Here is an 18,265-nt window from a genome sequence, read left to right on the forward strand (position 1 = left end):
CGGCGAAGGCAGGCGGGTGGTCTGGCGCGATGCCAGAGGCGAAGAGCACAGCGCCGAGTTTGCCGGTTTGCTGATCGCCAATGGCACCCTGTCGGAGCCGAACATGCCTGCGTTCAAAGGCACATTCTCCGGCGAGCTGATGCATTCGAGCGCCTACCGCGATCCCGAGATCTTCAAGGGCAAGCGGGTGCTGATCATCGGAGCCGGCAATTCCGGCTGCGACATCGCCGTCGATGCGATCCATCACGGCAAGAGCTGTGATATCTCGATGCGGCGTGGTTATTATTTCGTGCCCAAATATGTGTTTGGCCGTCCAGCCGACACGATGGGCGGGGCGATCAGGCTGCCGATGTGGCTCAAGCGGCGCATCGACGGCATGATCCTGAAATGGTTTACGGGCGATCCGTCGAAATACGGCTTTCCCAAGCCCGATTATGCACTCTACGAATCCCATCCGGTGGTCAATTCGCTGATTCTGTTCCATGCCGGGCATGGCGATATCAGGGTCAGGCCGGACATCGATCATTTTGATGGGAACACGGTACATTTCAAGAATGGCGATCAGGCGGATTATGATCTCATTCTGGCGGCGACTGGGTACAAGTTGCATTACCCGTTTGTCGACAGGGCGCTTTTGAACTGGCAGGGCGATGCGCCGCATCTGTTTCTCAACTGCCTGCATCCGGAGCGGGACGATGTCTTCGTGCTCGGCATGGTGGAGGCCTCGGGCCTGGGCTGGCAGGGGCGGCACGAGCAGGCGGAGATGGTGGCACGCTACATCTCGGGGCTTGGCAAAGGCATCATGGCGGCGAAGGCGCTGAAAGAGGAGAAGGCCGCAGGCTTCAAACGCGCTACCGGCGGCATGAAGTACATCGACCTGCCGCGCATGGCCTATTATGTCGACAAGGCCACTTACCGGACCGCCGTGACCAGCTGGATCGCGGCTTTGAAAGGCAACGGCAAATGAGCGATATCGATGCAGTCCGGCTCAATTTCAGCCCCGAAAGCCTGACCCTGCTCAATGCCATCCTGTCGATCGTGATGTTTTCGATCGCACTGGATTTGCGGCTGTCGGATTTCAGGAACCTGGTGCGCGCGCCCAAGGCGCTGCTCACCGGCATGGTGTCGCAATTCCTGGTGTTGCCGGCGCTGACCTTTGTGATGCTGAGCCTGACAAACCCGCAGCCCTCCATCGCACTGGGGCTGATCCTGGTCGCAGCCTGTCCGGGCGGCAATATCTCCAATTTCATCACCCATCGGGCCGGGGGCAATGCGGCGTTGTCGGTGTCGATGACCGGGATCGCCACCGTGACGGCGATCCTGTTGACTCCGTTCAATGTTGCCTTCTGGGGTAATCTCTACACACCGACACGGACGCTGCTGCGGGAAACGACGCTTGATCCGGTGTCCATCGCCATCACGGTGTTCTTCATGCTCATTCTTCCATTGATCCTGGGAATCGTGCTCAACACGCGAAAACCGGCACTGGCCGAGCGAATCCGCAAGCCGTTGCAAACCCTTTCGATGGTGATTTTCATCGGGTTCATCGCGCTGGCGCTGGCTGCCAACTGGAGCTTTTTCCTGTCCTATGTCAGCGCGGTTGCGGCGCTGGTGGTGCTGCATAACGGGTTGGCGCTGTCGGGTGGTTACCTGACAGCAACAGCGATGAACCTGTCGGACTTTGACCGCCGGGCGGTCACCATTGAAACCGGGATCCAGAATTCGGGACTTGGCCTGGTGCTGATTTTCGCCTTCTTCGGCGGGCTTGGCGGCATGGCGGTGGCTGCCGCGTTCTGGGGTATCTGGCACGCCATATCCGGGCTGGCGCTGGCAAGTGTCTGGTCACGCAGCGAGGCACGGCGATGAGGCGCGTTCTGGTTACCGGCGCGGCTGGCGCAGTCGGGCAGGTGCTGCTCGAGGAACTCGCGGCCTCGGGCTGCGAGACGCTGGCGACCGACGTGCGCGAACCGGCGTCGCTGCCGCCGGGCGTCGGCTATGACAAGCTCGATGTGCGCGGCAAGGATGCTGTGCGCGTGGTGGCGGCGTTCAAACCGGACGTGATCATTCATCTGGCCTCGATCGTCTCGCCATCGCGCGGCATGACGCGCGAATTTGCCCATGATGTCGATGTGACAGGCACCCGCAATGTGCTCGATGCCGCCATCGCGCATGGTGTCAAGCGGCTGGTGGTGACATCCTCGGGTGCGGCTTATGGCTATCACGCCGACAATCCGGTGCCGCTCAGGGAGACCGACGCGGTGCGCGGCAACAGGGAATTTGCCTATTCCGATCACAAGCGCCAGGTCGAGGAGATGCTGGCGCAGGCGCGGGATCAGGTGCCGGAGCTCGAGCAGGTGGTGCTGCGGGTGGGCACGGTTCTGGGGGCGGGGCTTGAAAACCAGATCACGGAGTTGTTTCACCGCTCTCGGCTGATCGCGGTCAGGGGATCGGACAGCCCGTTCGTGTTTATCTGGACCCGCGATCTGGCACGCATTCTGTTGCGCGCGGCGGGCGAGGGGCGCGCGGGCATCTATAATGTCTGTGGCGATGGCGCGCTGTCGGTCGCCGATCTTGCCGCAGCACTGGGCAAGCCGCTGATGGTCTTGCCGGCCGCAATGCTCAAGGCGGCGCTCGGGGTTGCGCGGCCGCTTGGCCTGTCGCGCTACGGGCCGGAACAGGTACGTTTCCTGCAGTACCGTCCGGTGCTCGACAATACCGCGCTGAAAACCGTGTTCGGCTACACGCCCGAACTGACCAGCGCCGAGACATTCGAGCTCTGGAAGAAAGCGGCAGGCCTGTGAGCCGGGTCGCAGTGATTACCGGTGGGGCGGGTGGTCTTGGTCAGGCCTTTGCCCGGCGGCTCCTCGCAGAAGACTGGCAGGTTGTGCTGATTGACCTGCCCGGTGCTCTCGACTCGCTGCCGGAAGCTCCTGTGGGGGTTGACTGCATCGCGTGCGATCTGACGGATGATGCCGCCGTTGCCCGGGTGTGCACGGAGATCGCGGCGCGGCATCCCGCGCTTGATCTGGTCATCCACAATGCGGGTGTTACCCAGATCGGGTTGTTCGACGAGACCACGCTCGCCTCGCAGCAGCGGGTGATGGAGATCAACTATTTCGGATCGGTGCGCGTGGCCGCCGGGCTTCTGACCGCGGTTCGCGCGGGCAGGGGCACACATCTGGCGATTTCCTCAGTGGCCGGATTCGCGCCGCTGTACAAACGTACCGCCTATGCGGCGAGCAAGCACGCGCTTAACGGGTTTTTCTCGTCTCTTGCCTCTGAAGAGGCTGAGCACGGCGTCACGGTTGCGATCGCGGCGCCCTCGTTCGTGGCCACCAATCCGGGGCGACTTGACGCCGGGGCGGATGGCATCGGCAGGCCGGGAGCGGCGACCGACGGATTTGATGAAATGAGCCCGGAACAGGCGGCCGACATCATTCTCAAGGGATGGCGGCGTGGCAGGAGCTTCATTCCCGTGGGCCGGGTCGCCATGCTTGGCTGGCTGATCACCCGACTGTCGCCACGGCTCTACACCTGGCTGATGATGCGCAACATCCGCCGCTAACGTGCGTCGCATTCAAGCGGAATCTGGTGAGACGCGTTTGCTCTTTGTTTCTGCATGTCGTTGTCGCAAAACCGCGAGACGCTTTTGCGTGTCATGCATCAGGCAAGACCCGCAAAGTGCGCGGCGCTGCTGGATGGTTTGCGAAATTTGAGAGTTAGCGACCGAGTCCATACGAGGCTGTCCGGCGCGTTTCACGCAGATGTGGATGGATGTGATCGAGCGACTTAATCAATCGATTGATTAAATCGCTCGATCTGCTATGATCGGCTTTAAACCGGCAGACGGGAAAACGCCTTGTCCTCAGACTCACCAGTGTCATCCAGCGCCGACAGGCCCGGCGACCAGACGCGAACCTCGCTGATCATGGCGGGTATGCGGTTGTTTGGTGGCAAGGGGTTCGATGCAACCTCGACGCGGGAGATCGCTGCGGCCGCAAACGCAAACATCGCGTCCATCGCCTATCATTTCGGCGGCAAGGGCGGCTTACGGCTGGCCTGTGCGGAGATGGTGGCGAGGCGCATTCAGGGCGTCGCCACCCCGATCCTGAATGCGGTGGATCCGGGTGATGATCCCCGGGCTGCACAGGCGATGTTCGAACGGGTCATCATGGGGGTGACCGATTTCATGCTCGGACAGGCCGAGGCCCATGACATCGCGGGCTTCCTGGTGCGGGAACTCGGGGGGGCGGGTGTCGTCTTCGACAAGGTCTATGCCGATTTCATTCTGCCGGTGCATCGCAACCTTTGTGTTCTTCTGGGTCTGGCCACCGGCCAGGATCCGGAAAGCGACCTGATCCGCCTTGGCACCTTCAGCATTGCGGGTCAGGTTGTCTATTTCCGCATCGGTCACGCCGTCGTCAACCGCCGCATGCAATGGCAGGTCGCCGGACCGGCGGAAATCGAGAGTATCAAGAGCGTCATCCTGAGCAATATTCGCGCCTTTGTCGCCACCAACCAGAAACCGGTTCCATGATGTCCTTCATCTGTTCGCTTCCGATCATCAGTGCATTGTTTTCAGCCTGCACCGGTCCCGGACCGCTTGCTGTGGGCTATGTGGAGGGTGAATACGTGCTGGTGGCGCCGATCGAGACCGCGCAGATCGTTTCTCTCGCGGTCCGGCGGGGCGATCATATTACTGCCGGTCAGCCGCTCGGCAGGCTCGAGCGCCGGGACGCCGAAATCGCGGTGGCGCAGGCTCAGGCCGGACTGGCGCAAGCAGAAAGCCAACTGGCCAACCTGCAGGAGGGGCGGCGGCCTGAAGAAATAGCCAGCATCGTGGCTGCGCTTGATTCCGCCAAGGCCCAGGCCGCCGAGTCCGAGCGGGTGATGCTCAGGCAGAAAAACCTTCTTTCGCAGGGGATTTCCACCCAGGCGACATTCGATTCCGCCTCCACCAGCCTGGAACTGGCCAAGGCCAAGGTCGCGGAGCTGGAAGCCAATCTGGCCGTGGCCAGGCTGCCTGCCCGCGCCAATGAGATCAAGGCGGCGCAGGCCGCCGTCGAGCAGGCTGTCGCCATGCTTGAATCGGCCGAATGGCGGCTTGCCAAACGGATCCTGTCGATCCCGCAATCAGGCGTGATATCCGATATCATCCGCAATACCGGCGAGGTGGCCGGACCGCAGGCACCGGTGTTGTCGGTACTGCCTGACGGCGCGTTGAAGCTCAGGGTCTACGTGCCGGAATTCGCGCTTTCCAGCATCAGCGTCGGCGCACATCTTTCGGTGCATTGCGATGGATGCGGCGAAGCGATGCGCGCGACCGTCAGCTATGTCTCGTCCGATCCAGAATTCACGCCGCCGGTGATCTACTCGCTGGAGAACCGTCAGAAGCTGGTCTATCTGATCGAGGCGCGACCGGAGGACGGCGCCTGGGTGCTGGCGCCGGGACAGATCGTCGATGTCGGCCTAGAGGCTGCGGATCAATGAACGTCATCGAGGTCAGCGGACTGGTCAAGCGGTTTGGGGACAAGACCGTTGTCGATCATGTTTCGATGCAGGTGGCCGAAGGTGAGATCTCGGGTTTTCTCGGCCCCAACGGGTCCGGCAAGACAACCACAATTCGCGTCATGTGCGGACTGCTGACCCCCGATGAGGGCGAGGGGCGGGTGCTGGGGCATGACATTCGCACCGATGGGCTCGCGATCAAACGCGAGGTCGGTTACATGACGCAGAAGTTCTCGTTTTACGAGGACCTGTCGATTGAGGAGAACCTGACCTTCGTCGCCCGTCTTTACGGACTCGATCCGGTTGCCGCCGTGGTGCGGGACACGCTTGAAGATCTCGGGCTGTTCTCCAGAAGAAAACAGATGGCGGGCACCCTGTCGGGCGGCTGGAAACAGCGGCTGGCGCTGGCCGCTTGCATCATGCACAAGCCGAAGCTGCTGTTGCTTGATGAACCGACGGCCGGCGTCGACCCGAAGGCGCGGCGGGAATTCTGGGATGAAATCCATCTGCGCGCCCGGTCCGGGCTGACGGTGCTGGTTTCCACCCACTACATGGACGAGGCGGAGCGCTGCCATCGCATCCACTATATTTCCTATGGCAAGCTGCTCGCCAGCGGCACCGTGCCCGAGGTCATCCGCGACGCGGCGCTGACCACCTTCATTGTCGAAGGAGATAATGTTACCCAAGCCGCCCAGCAGTTCACGGGCATGGCTGGCGTCGATCAGGTGGCCCCGTTCGGCCTGAGCCTGCATGTGGTGGGCCACGACAGGGCGGCTCTGACCGCCGCGGTCGCGCAGGTGGCCGGACAGACCGGGGTGAGCTTCCACGAGGGCAGCACCAGCCTGGAGGATGTGTTCATCCAGTTCATGGGCAAATCCACGGACAACATGGCATGAATACGCTGTTTTCGCTGCGCCGGCTGATGGCCATCATCATCAAGGAAAGCATTCAGATGCGGCGTGACCGGATCACTTTCGCGATGATGCTGGGTGTGCCGCTGATGCAACTCGTGCTGTTCGGATTTGCCATCAACAATGATCCAAAGGGCCTGCCCGCTGCGCTGGTGACGACAAGCCAGGATCATTACACCCGCGCCATGGTTTCAGCGATGGAGAACACGGGCTACTATCGCTTCGATCATGTTGTGGCGAGCGCCGGGGAGGCGGAACGACTGATCCAGTCCGGCGCGGTCTCCTTCGTTGTCACCATCCCGTCGGATTTCGCCCGCCGGGTGCAGCGCGGCGACCACCCGCAAATCCTGATCGAGGCCGACGCCACCGACCCTTCCGTTGCCTCGGGCGCGATCTCGACACTTGGCACCGTGGCGGCACAGGCGCTGCTGCGCGAGCAATCCGCAGAAGCGCTGGCCGCGCGGCAATCCACCGCCGCGCTCGAAGTCGTGGTTCACAGGCTCTACAATCCGGAAGGCATCACCCAATACAACATCGTGCCGGGTCTGCTCGGCGTGATCCTGCAACTGACAATGGTGATGATGACCTCGATGGCGCTGACGCGGGAAACCGAACGCGGCACCATGGAGAACCTGCTGGCGATGCCCGCAAGCCCACTGGAGATCATGCTCGGCAAGGTGCTTCCGTTCCTGGTTGTCGGCGCGGTTCAGGTTGTCGTGGTGCTGGCGGCGGCGAAATTTCTGTTCAGCGTGCCGTTTGTCGGTTCGCTAACGCTGTTGTTGATCAGCATTCTGGTCTTTGTGCTGGCACTGGTGCTGCTGGGATATGCGTTTTCGACACTGGCACGAACCCAGATGCAGGCGATGCAGCTGACATTCTTCTTTTTCCTGCCGTCGCTGCTCCTGTCAGGCTTCATGTTTCCCTATCGCGGCATGCCGGCATGGGCTCAGACACTGGGCGAGATCTTCCCGCTCACGCATTTTCTCAGAATCATACGGGCGGTTATGCTCAAGGGTGCCGATCTTCAAGGGGTGGCCTCGCCACTTGCAGCACTCGCGATCTTCGTGCTGGGGTTCATAGTGCTGGCACTGGCGCGCTTCCGGCGCACGCTGGATTAAGCCGGTTCGGTCACTGCCCGAGTTTCTCAATCAACGCCTGATCGATCACCCGAGGATCAGCCTCTGCGTTCAGGCGGCAGCTCAAAGAAGCTTGGCGCTTTTTTCAACCGGCTGGACGCTCGGTACAGAGCGACATTTCCCCGCTCCGGACATGCCTATCTGTTGGTCGGTGCTGTGTCTTTTTTAGGCGGCTAACGATCCGCGGCTACTGCCAGGCAGGAATTTCAAACCCGACATCTGCTTTTTGCTATCTGTTTTGTGAACGGTGAGGACACCATGGTGTGCACAGTCACGTATTTGACGTGATTCACGCGGTGCCTTTGATGGTGATATAAGTATATGAAATAAAATGAAAATATAGATTGCTAAGAATCCGATACGGGATTTTCAAGGATTAGTTTCAGCACGGGTTCTCACAAAAGTGTGGTTGGTAATTTCGATTTGGCTACCCCATCTGAGGGTCATCGGAACACGGCGACCGGCGCCTCCCAACGCCACCCGGTTCCGCACAAAATTTGAACAAGAAACGAACACAAGACGGAGACTACCACAATGAACAAGCTTCTTATCGCCCTCGGCCTGACCCTCGCTGCATCGACCGGCGCTTTCGCCCAGTCGACCGCCATGGACGCCTACACGGTTCCTTCGGTTGACGGTTATGCCGCACCGCTGGCGACCGGCACTTCCAACGATCTGGTCAGCTATCACCGTGCCGGCAATGACGGATCGCCGACTTTCGCGGCTCCGATGGGTGGCGTTGACTACACCGCGACCGCCTCGATCGGTGACGCATCCAACGACCAGGTTATCTACGACCGCGCCGGCAACGACGGCTCGCCGCGCTTCCGCTAAGCGGCCAGTCAATTTTCTCACCGGGGCGGCGATCAATGCTCCGCCCGGGTGAGCCACTCAGATCACTCAATACTCCCGCGATCCTCCCAAGACGCGAAACAAAGGACTGACACCATGAACAAGCTTCTTATCGCCCTCGGCCTGACCCTCGCTGCATCGACCGGCGCTTTTGCCCAGTCGACCGCCATGGACGCCTACACGGTTCCTTCGGTTGACGGTTACGCCGCACCGCTGGCGACCGGCACTTCCAACGATCTGGTCAGCTACGACCGTGCCGGCAATGACGGTTCGCCGACTTTCGCCGCTCCGATGGGTGGCGTTGATTACACCGCGACTGCCTCGATCGGTGACGTCGCCAACGAACAGGTCGTCTACGACCGCGCCGACAACGACGGCTCGCCGCGCTTCCGCTAAGCGGATTGGGCCGACACTATGATCATTGCGGGGCGCCGGGGCTTTCCTTGGCGCCCCGCAATGGTTTGAGAACCCTGTGCGAGATGAGCCTTCAATCAGACGGGCCGGGTTTCACTTCAACGAATGGCAGGGGGCGAAAGGACAACTCATGACCAAGAGCAATTCCGGATTTTTGCCGACCGCCCTGGCTACGCTGATGCTGTCAACCTCACCGGTTTCGGCGTCTTCCGCCAGTTGGCTGCGACTGGGGGCGGAGACAAGCCGGCCTTACGGGCATGTCGAATATTGCACCCGTCATGCCGCCGATTGCGGCGTCCGGAAACATCGACGCAGCTTGCCGCCAGCCCGCCTGGCCATCCTCAGCAAGGTCAATATCGCGGTCAACCGCGCGATCAAACCGGTGTCCGACGAGAGCCAGTATGGCCAGCTTGAGGTGTGGACGGTAGGCGCCACCGCGGGCGATTGCGAAGACTATGCACTGGAAAAGCGGTTGCAGTTGCTGCGCCTGGGATATGAGCCGCAGAACCTTCTGCTGGCCATGACCCATACCGGCATCGAGTATCATACGGTGCTGGTCGTGCGCAGCAGGGCTGGCGACTTCATTCTCGACAACCTGACCGATGCGGTGGTGCCGGTCTCGGCAAGCAGCCTCGAATTCATCAAGGTTCAATCGCCCGACTATGGCGGCAACTGGCTGAAGGTGACCGGGAGAACCCTCACCGCGCCGCAAACCGCTCGTCTTTGAATGGATCGGTTCGAGGGCGGGAAGTTCGTCATCCGTCAGGGAGCGTCAACCCGCATTCTGGCGGATTGACCGGTCAGCGATCAACCGGGGCGCCCGGGGCCCCGGATGATGCTCCAGCACGAACCGGGCAGGATCAGCTCGTGGGTTGTCGGCACTTGGCCGTGACGTCAAGTGCCGGGTTGTAATCCGCGGCGTCGATTCCCATCATGCCCAGAACAGTATGGAACATGTTGTCTTGGGAAAATGCCTCATCGGCCTGCGATGAGAGGCACTCGGTCGTCACCCCGAAAATCTTCGAATAGCTCTGCGACACCCACATTATGAAGGGTACGTGGGTCTGTTCGTCCGGAGCGAACATATAAGGCATTCCGTGCAGGTAGAGACCACTTTCACCCAGGGACTCGCCGTGATCGGACATGTAGATCAGGGATGATGCAAGACGATCGGACCGGGCGGCCAGCATGTCGATGACTTGCGCCAACATATGGTCCGTGGCCACGATGGTGTTGTCATAGGCATTGACGATTTCGTCTTTCGTGCACGATGCGAAATCGGCGGTGCGGCAATCCGGTTTGAACAGCCGCTGTTCCTCTGAGTAGCGGCCATAATATGCAGGCCCGTGGCTTCCCAACTGGTGCAGCACCAAGGTTGTGTTGCCTTTTATCGTATCGAGCCAGGGCCCGAGCGCATCAACCATGTCCTGGTCGAGGCATTCAGTCTCGACGCAGTAGCGCGGATCGTTTTCCCTCGAGAAATTGCGCATGTTGATACGCTTCGCCACGGCCTTGTCGCCGGTGTTGTTTTCCCACCATGTCACATCGACACCGGCGTGGGACAATACATCAAGCACATTTTCCTGCGCCAGCGCCGCCTCGTGGGTATAGTCGGCATGTCCGAGAAGCGAGAACATGCAGGGAAGTGAGACCTCGGTCGCTGTCCCGCATGACGCGGTGTTGCGGAAATAGGCAACGTCGCGTTTTTCCAACTCCGGATTGGTCTTGCGCTCGTAGCCGCCGAGAGAAAAATTCTGCGCACGCGCGGTCTCCCCGGCGACGATGATTGTCACCACGGGCTTGCCGGCATGGCTGGCAAGCGGACCGGGTTTTGCATCCGGGTCCAGCGGCAATGCGACGATATTCTTGTCTTTTCCCTGTCGAATGACGTATTTGACCGCGCTGATGATCGGCGAAATCGGATTGAGCGTCTTGATGACGATACGGTTGTTGCGCATGGTCGATGCGATCGCCGGATATTGCCAGAGCGCCATCACCAGGGCGAGGAGCAGAAGCGGCATGATGACCGCGAGATTCCACTTGACCTTGGCCCCGAATGTCCGATGCCTGATCCGCACGATGACGATCAGCAGCGAAGGCAGGACCGCATAGAATATCATGTGGCGGAAGAAAGCCGGCGTCATCAGATGGCCGGCCTCGGCGGGGGTGGTCTGGGCCGCATTGCGGATCATGTCGGTGTCGATGATGACGCCGAATTGTCCCATGAACCAGGCCGCCGCCGCCGCGCTGAAGATGGCTGTGATGTAGATCGGCTTGGTTACGTATTTGATGCTTACACTCAAGGTCAACGCTGTCAGCAACGCGGCAATGCCGATGGCAAACGCCATCAAGGCTGTCCGATGCTCGCCAAAAGCTTCAGCTGTCTTTTCCCAAAAGACAATATTGAGGGCGATGATGATCCAGGCGGAGACGGTGAGCCCCAACGTGACGCTGCCGATAGTGGGCCGGGCTAGTTTCATGGCTGCTATTCCTGCGGTTTTAGGTGTTGTTGTTTGTCTCGTCGCTGAGCGGCCGTCTCGGGCCGTTCGAAGAGGCGAGTGGGATGGAAATTTTCGCTTCGAGACCACCGAGCGGCGAGACCAGAAGGTCGAGCTGACCACCGAAGGAGTCCGTGATGTCACCGGAAATGGCCAAGCCGAGGCCGGCGCCGAGTTCTGATTGATCCAGTCGCCTGGCCGGTTGCATGGCGCTGGACATTCCGGCCGGATCAAGGCCGGGGCCGTCATCGCCAATCCGGATCATGATCGCGTCGGCGGTCACTTCGGTGTCGATCACGACACGGCTGCGGGCGAAACGGACGGCGTTTTCGGCGAGGTTGCCAATCAGCTCGTTAAGGTCATCAGGGTCGATGGGAACGGTGACATCTGCACCGATGTTGCACTGCAGATCGAGATCTTCGCCGGCGGGGGTGCGCTTGAGCGCCCGGAGAATGCCATCGACAACCGGCTTGAGCGGAGTCTTGTCATGACTGCGGCCATGGCGTAACCGGGCGCGGGCAAGTTCGCGCTGAATGTGCCGGCGCATGCGCTGGGTCAACTCGAAAATGTCGTCGGCTATTTCGCCTTCGCCCCTGTTTCGAAGCCGGTCAATGTCGCTGGCGAGAGCTGACAAGGGGGTTTTTAACCCATGGGCAAGATTGGCGGCGCGATCCCTTGCCCGGCTGATGGCCTGATCCTGGGCATCAAGCAGGGCATTGATCTCTTCGACAAGCGGCGCCACTTCCCGCGGTACACCTTCCGCTTCAAGCCGGCGGCGGTCTCCGTTTCGGATGGCGCTGATCCCGGCCAGAACGCCATGGACCGGTTTCAGGCCCTCGCCAACCTGCAAGACAAAGCCGAGCAGCAGCACGCCACCGAGAATTGCCAGTACCGGCGCCAGATCTCTGGAAAATCCGGTCGCAAGCGCACTGATTTCGGACCGGTCGATAGCAACGGAAATGCGCAGCCGGTGCTCGCCGTCGGGTGCGGCGAGCAGCGCCATGATTTCATGCACCAGCATCTGCGAGCCTTGCGGACCGGCGATGTCGTGCACATGGGTTTCACCCGGCTTCAGCGGATCGTCCGGAACGGTGAGACTTGTATCCCACAATGACCGCGACGTGAGCTGTGTTCCGGTGGTCTCGTCGACAACCTGCCAGTAAAGCCCGCCAAATACAGCCTGAAACCGGGGGTCGACCGGTTCGCGAGCCAACGACAACACCGAGTTGGCATCAAGGCGCAAGCCGCCCGTAAGCTGGGCAAGATGGGTGTCGAGTTCCTGTCCGACGCGGCGCTCGAGGTGACGGGTAAAAAGTGCCGACAGGCTGAACCCGGTCACCAGAAGTGCGACCGCGATTACCACGGCGGCATAGGCAAAGAGCCTGAAGCGCAGGGAGCGGGCGGTTTTCATGATGATTGCGCCTGGTCATCGACGATGTAGCCAAATCCGCGGCGGGTTTCGATGAGGGCGATGGGGAGTTTTCTCCTGACGCGCCCGACAAGCACCTCGATGGCATTGGATTCGCGTTCGAAATGGACCGATTGGAGGTGCTCGGAGAGCTCCTGCTGCGAAACCACGCGGCCCTTGTGCAGCATCAGATAGGCGACCAGCCGATACTCCTGAGGCGACAGGTTGACCGGGACGCCGTGTACGCTGAGCCGCATTTGCCGTGTGTCGAGTTCGGCATCTCCAACAATGACGAGAGGATTGGCCTGTCCGCCTGAACGGCGGATGATCGCCCGCAGGCGCGCCACGAGTTCTTCCATGCGAAAGGGCTTTGGCAGATAGTCATCGGCGCCGGCGTCAATGCCTTCGACACGCTCGGACCAGGTTCCGCGCGCGGTCAGAACCAGAACGGGAAAATCCCGGCCTTCCGCCCGCCAGCGTTTGAGAACCGTCAATCCGTCCATGCCTGGCAAACCGAGATCGAGAATGGCTGCCGCATAGGACTCGGTATCGCCCATGAACCAGGCTTCTTCGCCGTCGGACTGGCATTGAACCACATAGCCCGCACTTTCCAGCGCTGTGGCGACATCCTTGCGGATGCGACTGTCATCTTCGACGAGCAAAATCCGCATGACAATCAATCTTCGTCTTCTAGTCTGAGGATCCTGGCCGTGCGTGCGTCGACCTCGTATTCGAGCCGGCGGCCCGAACTGTCGAGAAAATAGAACTCGTAGATCGGCACACCGTCGGCGTATTCCAGTTCGATTTCCAGGATCTTGCCGTTGATGTACGGCCCGATTTTTTCGAGGATCTCGGACAGTCGCATGATCTCGCCTCTTTCCACCGCGGCGTTAAGGCGGTCGCGTTGATGATCGTCCTCATCGTTATCCGCGAATGCGGGAGCATACGGCGGCGCTAGCGCTGCGGCAAACAGGAGGAGACACACATAACGTTTCATGAATGCATAATGGCGATCTGATTATGACAAAACGCTGACAAGGCCGATCAGCGGTTTGTCATCCGGGTTTTGCGACAAAAGCGAAGTCAACGGCCATTGGCCAACACAGCTTTACTCAAAGGAAGCCGGAAATGAAAACCTTGTTTGTCACAGCCACTCTCTTCACCGTTGTCGCACCGGCCGCAGCCTTTGCCTCGCAGAATTGCCCAGATGTGCCGCGCGACCAGTGGATGAGCGACACTTCAATCACCGAGAAAGCCAAGGGCATGGGCTATGATGTCCGGTCAATCAAGGCGGAAAACGGCTGCTTCGAAGCCTACGCCCTCGACAAGGCGGGAAAGCGCGTCGAGGTCTATTTCAATCCGGGCACCGGTGATGTGGTCAAGGTTTCGGGCGAGGATTGAGGGCTATGTCTGAAATCGCTCCCCACTTGATGGACAGGACGGAAACCGGCGGCGCAAGACCGCCGGAGACGGTCCGGGTGTGGGACCCGTTGGTCAGGCTGTTCCACTGGTCGCTTGTCGCACTTTTCACCTTCGCTTTTCTCACCGGCGATGAATGGAAAGGACCGCATGAACTTGCCGGCTACATCGTCGCCGGGCTGATCGGTTTCCGCGTGGTATGGGGTGTATTCGGCTCACGCCATGCCCGGTTCGCCAGCTTCTTGTATGGGCCGTCGACGATTGCGGGATTCCTTGGCGACACGGTCAGGATGAAGGCGCGCCGATATCTGGGCCACAATCCGGCCGGAGGGTTGATGGTGATCGCGCTGCTGGTCACGATTGCGGTGATATCGGGCACGGGTTTCCTGATGACAACCGATGCCTATTGGGGTGTCGGATGGGTCGGCGACCTTCATGAAGCGTCGGCCTTTGCGGCGCTCGGCCTGATCGGGTTGCATATCGGCGGAGTGGTGGTTGCCAGCTTCGAGCATGGCGAGAACCTTGCCCGCGCCATGATCACCGGCAGAAAGCGTGCCGCCGGTCCCGATGATATAGCCTGATCGTCCTCTCACCCCGGGACGTTCGGGTTGACCTGCCAGTTGCTGCCGCGCTGGCAGGTCGTTTGATATGTGGTGTCCATTCAGTATCCAGACGAGCCCCGAAGGTCGAAGGCCAAACCGGAATGTGCCCGAGCGTGGCTCCGCTCATGATGGGACGAAGCTATGGCGCGATCCCGTCTTGTTTCTGACGCAGCGCTGGGGCAAGTTCGCTGCAGTGCGGAATGCGCAGGCAGGAGTTTTCGCGAATTTCGGGCGCGGTAGCCACCGAGCATGACATATTGGGGTAGTTGATGGATCTGATCGAAAATCGCACCGTTGATGAAATCGACATTGGCGACCACGCCAATATCGAGCGGGTGCTGACCCGCCAGGACCTGATCCTGTTCGCCACGGTTTCAGCCGATGTCAATCCAACGGCGGTGGAGACCGACGAGGAGAACGGATCGGAATTGCAGCAGGGGATCGTTCACGGCATGTGGGCGGGTACGCTGATATCAGCGGTTCTGGCAACGCGATTGCCGGGGCCGGGAACCGTGCATCTGGGCCAGACGCTGAAATTTCATCAACCTGTGAGCATTGGCGACCGTATCACGGTGCGTGTGGAGGTGAGGGAAATCGACAAGGCGACGGGTGTCGTCAAGCTGAATTGTGCCTGCATCAACGCTGATGGCGAGACGGTTGTATCCGGATCCGCCGACGTCAGGGCGTCGCGCAAGAAGATCAGGCAGCATGTCGCCCGCATGCCAACCTCCAGTCTGAAGTCTGTCGGGGTCCGGTTCGGCACACTGGTGGAGCGGGCCCGTTCGCTCGAACCGCTGGTCACGGCGATCGTCCACCCTTGCGATGATCTCAGTCTGGGCGGGGCGATCGCGGCGCGTGACGAGGGGATGATCGTGCCGGTTCTGGTCGGTCCGCGCGGCAAGATCGAGGCTGCGGCGGAGAAAGCCGGGCTCGATCTGCACGGCCTGGAAATCGTCGATGCTCCGCACAGCCATGCGGCGGCGGAGATAGCCGTGGCGCTGGTGCATGACGGGCGCGCGGGCGCACTGATGAAGGGCAAGCTGCACACCGATGAGTTGCTGGAAGCCGTGCTCGACCGGTCCAAGGGGCTGAGAACCGAACGGCGGCTTACCCATGTCTTCGCGCTTGATGTGCCGGGGCAAGACCGCACCCTGTTTGTCACCGATGCGGCGATCAACATTTCGCCCGACCTTGAAGCGCTCAAGGATATTGTCCAGAACGCCATTGATCTGGCCATTGCCCTGGGTGTTGAGATGCCGCTGGTGGCGCTTCTTTCCGCGGTGGAAACGGTGACCGGCAAATTGCCCTCGACCCTGCTCGCTGCCGCCATCTGCAAGATGCACGACCGTGGCCAGATTGTTGGCGGCAAGGTCGACGGCCCGTTGGCGTTTGACAACGCCATCTCGCCTGCCGCGGTGGCGGCAAAGGGCATTGTCTCCGATGTCGCGGGCTACGCCGATATTCTGGTGACGCCCAATCTCGAAAGCGGCAACATGATCGCCAAGCAACTGATCCACCTGGCGGGCGCATCCTCGGCGGGCATCGCGCTGGGCGCGCGGGTGCCGATCATGCTGACCAGCCGGTCTGATACCGTTGACGCCCGCATCGTCTCGGCGGCGCTGGCCAAGGTGTTTTATCACTGGCGTCGCGAGCGGCCATTGGGGTTGGGCTAGGGGAGCGAAGGGTTTGCTGCTGGATCGGCTCCTATCGTCTGGCGGCTGGCTTTTCCAAATCACTTCGATGCCACGACCTTCTGTTTTGTCGTTGCGCGTCCCTGTGGTCAACAGCAGGAATTCTCGCTAAGCAGTGCGGTGGATCAGCTTCGGAGAGGGTGCTCGAATGGTCACTAAAGCGATTGCTGGTTCAGTACGGGCGGCGACTGCATTCATTGTCGCAACTTTGTTGATCTATTCACTTATCGTTGGCTCTCTGGTCTATCGGGGGTTCAACGATGCGACAGATCGTGCTGAGGGGGCAGCAACAGCAGCAGCGCAGGCGGTGAAGATCAACACCGGGTGGATTGTTGAGGTGGCTGCACAAGCGTTGCGAAGAATGGACTCCGCACTTGGAAGAGATGCCCGGCCCAACGACAGGTCGACCTTAAACAGTGTACGCGACGCTCTCGAAGGATTGCCCATCAGCGCCAAGGCCTACATTGTCGCAGCAGATGGCCAAACCCTCTACTCGACCGATCCCAACTTAATGGACATCGACATTCGCGACCGGGAGTATTTCTCCGCCCCCGCAGCGGGAGAGCAGTTCTTTACATCGTCCATTCTCATCAGCCGCCTTGATGGCAGTCGGATCTTTACGTTTAGCCGACGTCTTGAGCGAGGTGGTGTATTTACTGGCGTGGCGATTATCTCCTTCGATGCGGCCCTGCTGAAAGACCTGCTTGAATCACTGGATCTGGGATCAGGGTCGACCATAAGTATCTTGCGGTCTGACGGACAATTGGTGGCCCGCTACCCACCGGCAGAAGGGCCACTGGACCTCAGTCAGTACACGCTATTTACAGAGCTGCTGCCTCATGCGGATTTTGGTGTTTACACCGGCGTGTCTCCGCTTGACGGGGTCCAAAGGGTGGTGAGCTACCAAACCGTGCCCGGCACTGACCTAGTTGCTTTGGCCTCAGTCGGGACTGCCGAAACGTTGGGACGGTTCTGGCGCCGCGTTTGGACCTTCCTGGTGGTTGTTGTTCCGACTATCCTAGCCTTGGTAGCGTGCGCGATTTGGATCATCCGCCTTCTGCAAAACGATGTTCGCCGTCACGAACAACTCGAAGCGGCCTTGGCTACGAATACGATGCTGTTTCGCGAGATCCATCACCGGGTGAAGAACAACATGCAGTCGATGCAATCGCTCGTCAGAATGCAAAAACTTCCCGATGACGTAAAAACCGATATTCAATTACGATTTTCGGCCATGTCCACGGTGCACGAGCATATGTACAACCGTGATTCCTATGCTGCCCTTGATGCACCGGATTTCATTGCTTCAATCACAGAAAAACTTCTTCTTGCCTATGGTTCCTGTGCCAAACTTACCCTCGATATCGACCCGTTGTCGATCAGTCACGAGCGAGCAACCCCATTGGCGCTACTGATCAACGAAGTCGTCACCAACGCTCTCAAATATGCCGATTTGGATAGACCTGAGGCTACCATTTCTGTCAGCCTCAAGCACCTGACACAGGACGTGGCAAAGCTCGTCATTGCTGACAACGGGCCCGGGTTTGATACCGCAAGTAGTCACAGCGGAATGGGAACCAAAATCATCCGCGGCATGGTAATGCAGCTTGATGGATCCCATACATACACTTTTGAAAATGGCACGGCATTTTCCGCTGAGGTTCATCTGGGTTTGGTCCCGGAAAACTGTAAGCGATGTTCTGCCCGCACGTTGCCCTGACAGCGCTGATCTGTGATCGGCTTTCCATGGATGAGCGAAGGGAGTTTCTCGATGGAGACTACACTGGAGATACTCACGACTGGGAAGACCGGGCGTGAGAGACGTC

General features: G+C 60.0%; 19 protein-coding genes. 15 read left to right on the forward strand and 4 right to left on the reverse strand.

Translation table 11 applies throughout. The features are described 5' to 3' along the window. The 11 genes from ABJN75_RS15120 to ABJN75_RS15170 all read left to right on the forward strand — a co-directional run. A partial coding sequence (locus tag ABJN75_RS15120; protein ID WP_348440409.1) for an NAD(P)-binding domain-containing protein occupies window positions 1-967 on the forward strand: 967 nt, incomplete at its 5' end. Further along, complete coding sequence (locus ABJN75_RS15125; RefSeq protein ID WP_348440410.1) at window positions 964-1,866, forward strand: bile acid:sodium symporter family protein; 903 nt, start codon at window positions 964-966, stop codon at window positions 1,864-1,866. The genes ABJN75_RS15120 and ABJN75_RS15125, both read left to right, overlap by 4 nt. Next, the gene (locus ABJN75_RS15130) at window positions 1,863-2,801 is read left to right on the forward strand and encodes an SDR family oxidoreductase (protein ID WP_348440411.1); all 939 of its coding nucleotides are present in this window, start codon (window positions 1,863-1,865) and stop codon (window positions 2,799-2,801) included. The genes ABJN75_RS15125 and ABJN75_RS15130 overlap by 4 nt, the downstream gene beginning before the upstream one ends. Further along, window positions 2,798-3,565 (forward strand): SDR family NAD(P)-dependent oxidoreductase, encoded by a 768-nt coding sequence (locus ABJN75_RS15135; protein WP_348440412.1) that lies wholly within the window; start codon window positions 2,798-2,800, stop codon window positions 3,563-3,565. Before ABJN75_RS15130 ends, ABJN75_RS15135 begins: the two co-directional genes overlap by 4 nt. Before the next feature lie 294 nt (window positions 3,566-3,859). Then, a complete protein-coding gene (locus tag ABJN75_RS15140) occupies window positions 3,860-4,537 on the forward strand; it encodes a CerR family C-terminal domain-containing protein (RefSeq protein WP_348440413.1) in 678 nt (225 codons plus the stop codon). Further along, window positions 4,537-5,490, forward strand: a complete 954-nt coding sequence (locus tag ABJN75_RS15145) for an HlyD family efflux transporter periplasmic adaptor subunit (RefSeq protein ID WP_348440427.1) — start codon at window positions 4,537-4,539, stop codon at window positions 5,488-5,490. The genes ABJN75_RS15140 and ABJN75_RS15145 overlap by 1 nt, the downstream gene beginning before the upstream one ends. Next, window positions 5,487-6,404, forward strand: coding sequence for an ABC transporter ATP-binding protein (locus ABJN75_RS15150; protein ID WP_348440414.1), 918 nt, complete (start codon window positions 5,487-5,489; stop codon window positions 6,402-6,404). The genes ABJN75_RS15145 and ABJN75_RS15150 overlap by 4 nt, the downstream gene beginning before the upstream one ends. Then, window positions 6,401-7,537, forward strand: a complete 1,137-nt coding sequence (locus tag ABJN75_RS15155; RefSeq protein ID WP_348440415.1) for an ABC transporter permease — start codon at window positions 6,401-6,403, stop codon at window positions 7,535-7,537. The genes ABJN75_RS15150 and ABJN75_RS15155 overlap by 4 nt, the downstream gene beginning before the upstream one ends. A 552-nt stretch (window positions 7,538-8,089) precedes the next feature. Then, a complete protein-coding gene (locus ABJN75_RS15160) occupies window positions 8,090-8,389 on the forward strand; it encodes a hypothetical protein (RefSeq protein ID WP_348440416.1) in 300 nt (99 codons plus the stop codon). Between the two features lie 114 nt (window positions 8,390-8,503). Then, window positions 8,504-8,803: a hypothetical protein gene (locus ABJN75_RS15165; protein WP_348440417.1), complete on the forward strand. Its 300-nt coding sequence runs from the start codon at window positions 8,504-8,506 to the stop codon at window positions 8,801-8,803. Between the two features lie 148 nt (window positions 8,804-8,951). After that, the gene (locus ABJN75_RS15170) at window positions 8,952-9,548 is read left to right on the forward strand and encodes a transglutaminase-like cysteine peptidase (protein WP_348440418.1); all 597 of its coding nucleotides are present in this window, start codon (window positions 8,952-8,954) and stop codon (window positions 9,546-9,548) included. 133 nt (window positions 9,549-9,681) lie between these two features. Here the strand turns inward: ABJN75_RS15170 and ABJN75_RS15175 are convergent, their stop codons facing one another. The 4 genes from ABJN75_RS15175 to ABJN75_RS15190 are packed head-to-tail and all read right to left on the reverse strand — an operon-like array spanning window position 9,682 to window position 13,592. Next, window positions 9,682-11,301, reverse strand: a complete 1,620-nt coding sequence (locus ABJN75_RS15175; RefSeq protein ID WP_348440419.1) for a phosphoethanolamine--lipid A transferase — start codon at window positions 11,299-11,301, stop codon at window positions 9,682-9,684. A 19-nt stretch (window positions 11,302-11,320) separates the two neighbouring features. Then, window positions 11,321-12,730 (reverse strand): HAMP domain-containing sensor histidine kinase, encoded by a 1,410-nt coding sequence (locus ABJN75_RS15180; protein WP_348440420.1) that lies wholly within the window; start codon window positions 12,728-12,730, stop codon window positions 11,321-11,323. Then, a complete protein-coding gene (locus tag ABJN75_RS15185) occupies window positions 12,727-13,398 on the reverse strand; it encodes a response regulator transcription factor (RefSeq protein ID WP_348440421.1) in 672 nt (223 codons plus the stop codon). Before ABJN75_RS15185 ends, ABJN75_RS15180 begins: the two co-directional genes overlap by 4 nt. 5 nt (window positions 13,399-13,403) lie before the next feature. Then, window positions 13,404-13,592 (reverse strand): PepSY domain-containing protein, encoded by a 189-nt coding sequence (locus ABJN75_RS15190; protein WP_348440422.1) that lies wholly within the window; start codon window positions 13,590-13,592, stop codon window positions 13,404-13,406. A 263-nt stretch (window positions 13,593-13,855) separates the two neighbouring features. Here ABJN75_RS15190 and ABJN75_RS15195 point away from each other — a divergent pair, with 263 nt between their 5' ends. The 4 genes from ABJN75_RS15195 (at window position 13,856) to ABJN75_RS15210 (ending at window position 18,159) form a co-directional block, all read left to right on the forward strand. Continuing rightward, a complete protein-coding gene (locus ABJN75_RS15195; protein WP_348440423.1) occupies window positions 13,856-14,128 on the forward strand; it encodes a PepSY domain-containing protein in 273 nt (90 codons plus the stop codon). Between the two features lie 5 nt (window positions 14,129-14,133). After that, window positions 14,134-14,727 carry a cytochrome b/b6 domain-containing protein gene (locus ABJN75_RS15200; protein WP_348440424.1) on the forward strand — a complete coding sequence of 198 codons (594 nt, stop codon included), beginning with the start codon at window positions 14,134-14,136 and terminating at the stop codon, window positions 14,725-14,727. A 290-nt stretch (window positions 14,728-15,017) separates the two neighbouring features. Continuing rightward, window positions 15,018-16,421 carry a bifunctional enoyl-CoA hydratase/phosphate acetyltransferase gene (locus tag ABJN75_RS15205; RefSeq protein ID WP_348440425.1) on the forward strand — a complete coding sequence of 468 codons (1,404 nt, stop codon included), beginning with the start codon at window positions 15,018-15,020 and terminating at the stop codon, window positions 16,419-16,421. Between the two features lie 166 nt (window positions 16,422-16,587). Continuing rightward, window positions 16,588-18,159: a cache domain-containing protein gene (locus ABJN75_RS15210; RefSeq protein WP_348440426.1), complete on the forward strand. Its 1,572-nt coding sequence runs from the start codon at window positions 16,588-16,590 to the stop codon at window positions 18,157-18,159. Window positions 18,160-18,265 lie beyond the last annotated feature (106 nt).

Source organism: Hoeflea sp., from assembly GCF_039975035.1.
Taxonomy (GTDB): domain Bacteria; phylum Pseudomonadota; class Alphaproteobacteria; order Rhizobiales; family Rhizobiaceae; genus Hoeflea.

Coding starts and splice junctions, on each gene's coding strand:
- ABJN75_RS15170 (WP_348440418.1), top strand. CDS start 8,952: ATGACCAAGAGCAATTCCGGATTTTTGCCGACCGCCCTGGCTACGCTG.
- ABJN75_RS15125 (WP_348440410.1), top strand. CDS start 964: ATGAGCGATATCGATGCAGTCCGGCTCAATTTCAGCCCCGAAAGCCTG.
- ABJN75_RS15185 (WP_348440421.1), bottom strand. CDS start 13,398: ATGCGGATTTTGCTCGTCGAAGATGACAGTCGCATCCGCAAGGATGTC.
- ABJN75_RS15130 (WP_348440411.1), top strand. CDS start 1,863: ATGAGGCGCGTTCTGGTTACCGGCGCGGCTGGCGCAGTCGGGCAGGTG.
- ABJN75_RS15165 (WP_348440417.1), top strand. CDS start 8,504: ATGAACAAGCTTCTTATCGCCCTCGGCCTGACCCTCGCTGCATCGACC.
- ABJN75_RS15175 (WP_348440419.1), bottom strand. CDS start 11,301: ATGAAACTAGCCCGGCCCACTATCGGCAGCGTCACGTTGGGGCTCACC.
- ABJN75_RS15150 (WP_348440414.1), top strand. CDS start 5,487: ATGAACGTCATCGAGGTCAGCGGACTGGTCAAGCGGTTTGGGGACAAG.
- ABJN75_RS15200 (WP_348440424.1), top strand. CDS start 14,134: ATGTCTGAAATCGCTCCCCACTTGATGGACAGGACGGAAACCGGCGGC.
- ABJN75_RS15160 (WP_348440416.1), top strand. CDS start 8,090: ATGAACAAGCTTCTTATCGCCCTCGGCCTGACCCTCGCTGCATCGACC.
- ABJN75_RS15155 (WP_348440415.1), top strand. CDS start 6,401: ATGAATACGCTGTTTTCGCTGCGCCGGCTGATGGCCATCATCATCAAG.
- ABJN75_RS15190 (WP_348440422.1), bottom strand. CDS start 13,592: ATGCGACTGTCCGAGATCCTCGAAAAAATCGGGCCGTACATCAACGGC.
- ABJN75_RS15205 (WP_348440425.1), top strand. CDS start 15,018: ATGGATCTGATCGAAAATCGCACCGTTGATGAAATCGACATTGGCGAC.
- ABJN75_RS15145 (WP_348440427.1), top strand. CDS start 4,537: ATGTCCTTCATCTGTTCGCTTCCGATCATCAGTGCATTGTTTTCAGCC.
- ABJN75_RS15210 (WP_348440426.1), top strand. CDS start 16,588: ATGGTCACTAAAGCGATTGCTGGTTCAGTACGGGCGGCGACTGCATTC.
- ABJN75_RS15180 (WP_348440420.1), bottom strand. CDS start 12,730: ATGAAAACCGCCCGCTCCCTGCGCTTCAGGCTCTTTGCCTATGCCGCC.
- ABJN75_RS15195 (WP_348440423.1), top strand. CDS start 13,856: ATGAAAACCTTGTTTGTCACAGCCACTCTCTTCACCGTTGTCGCACCG.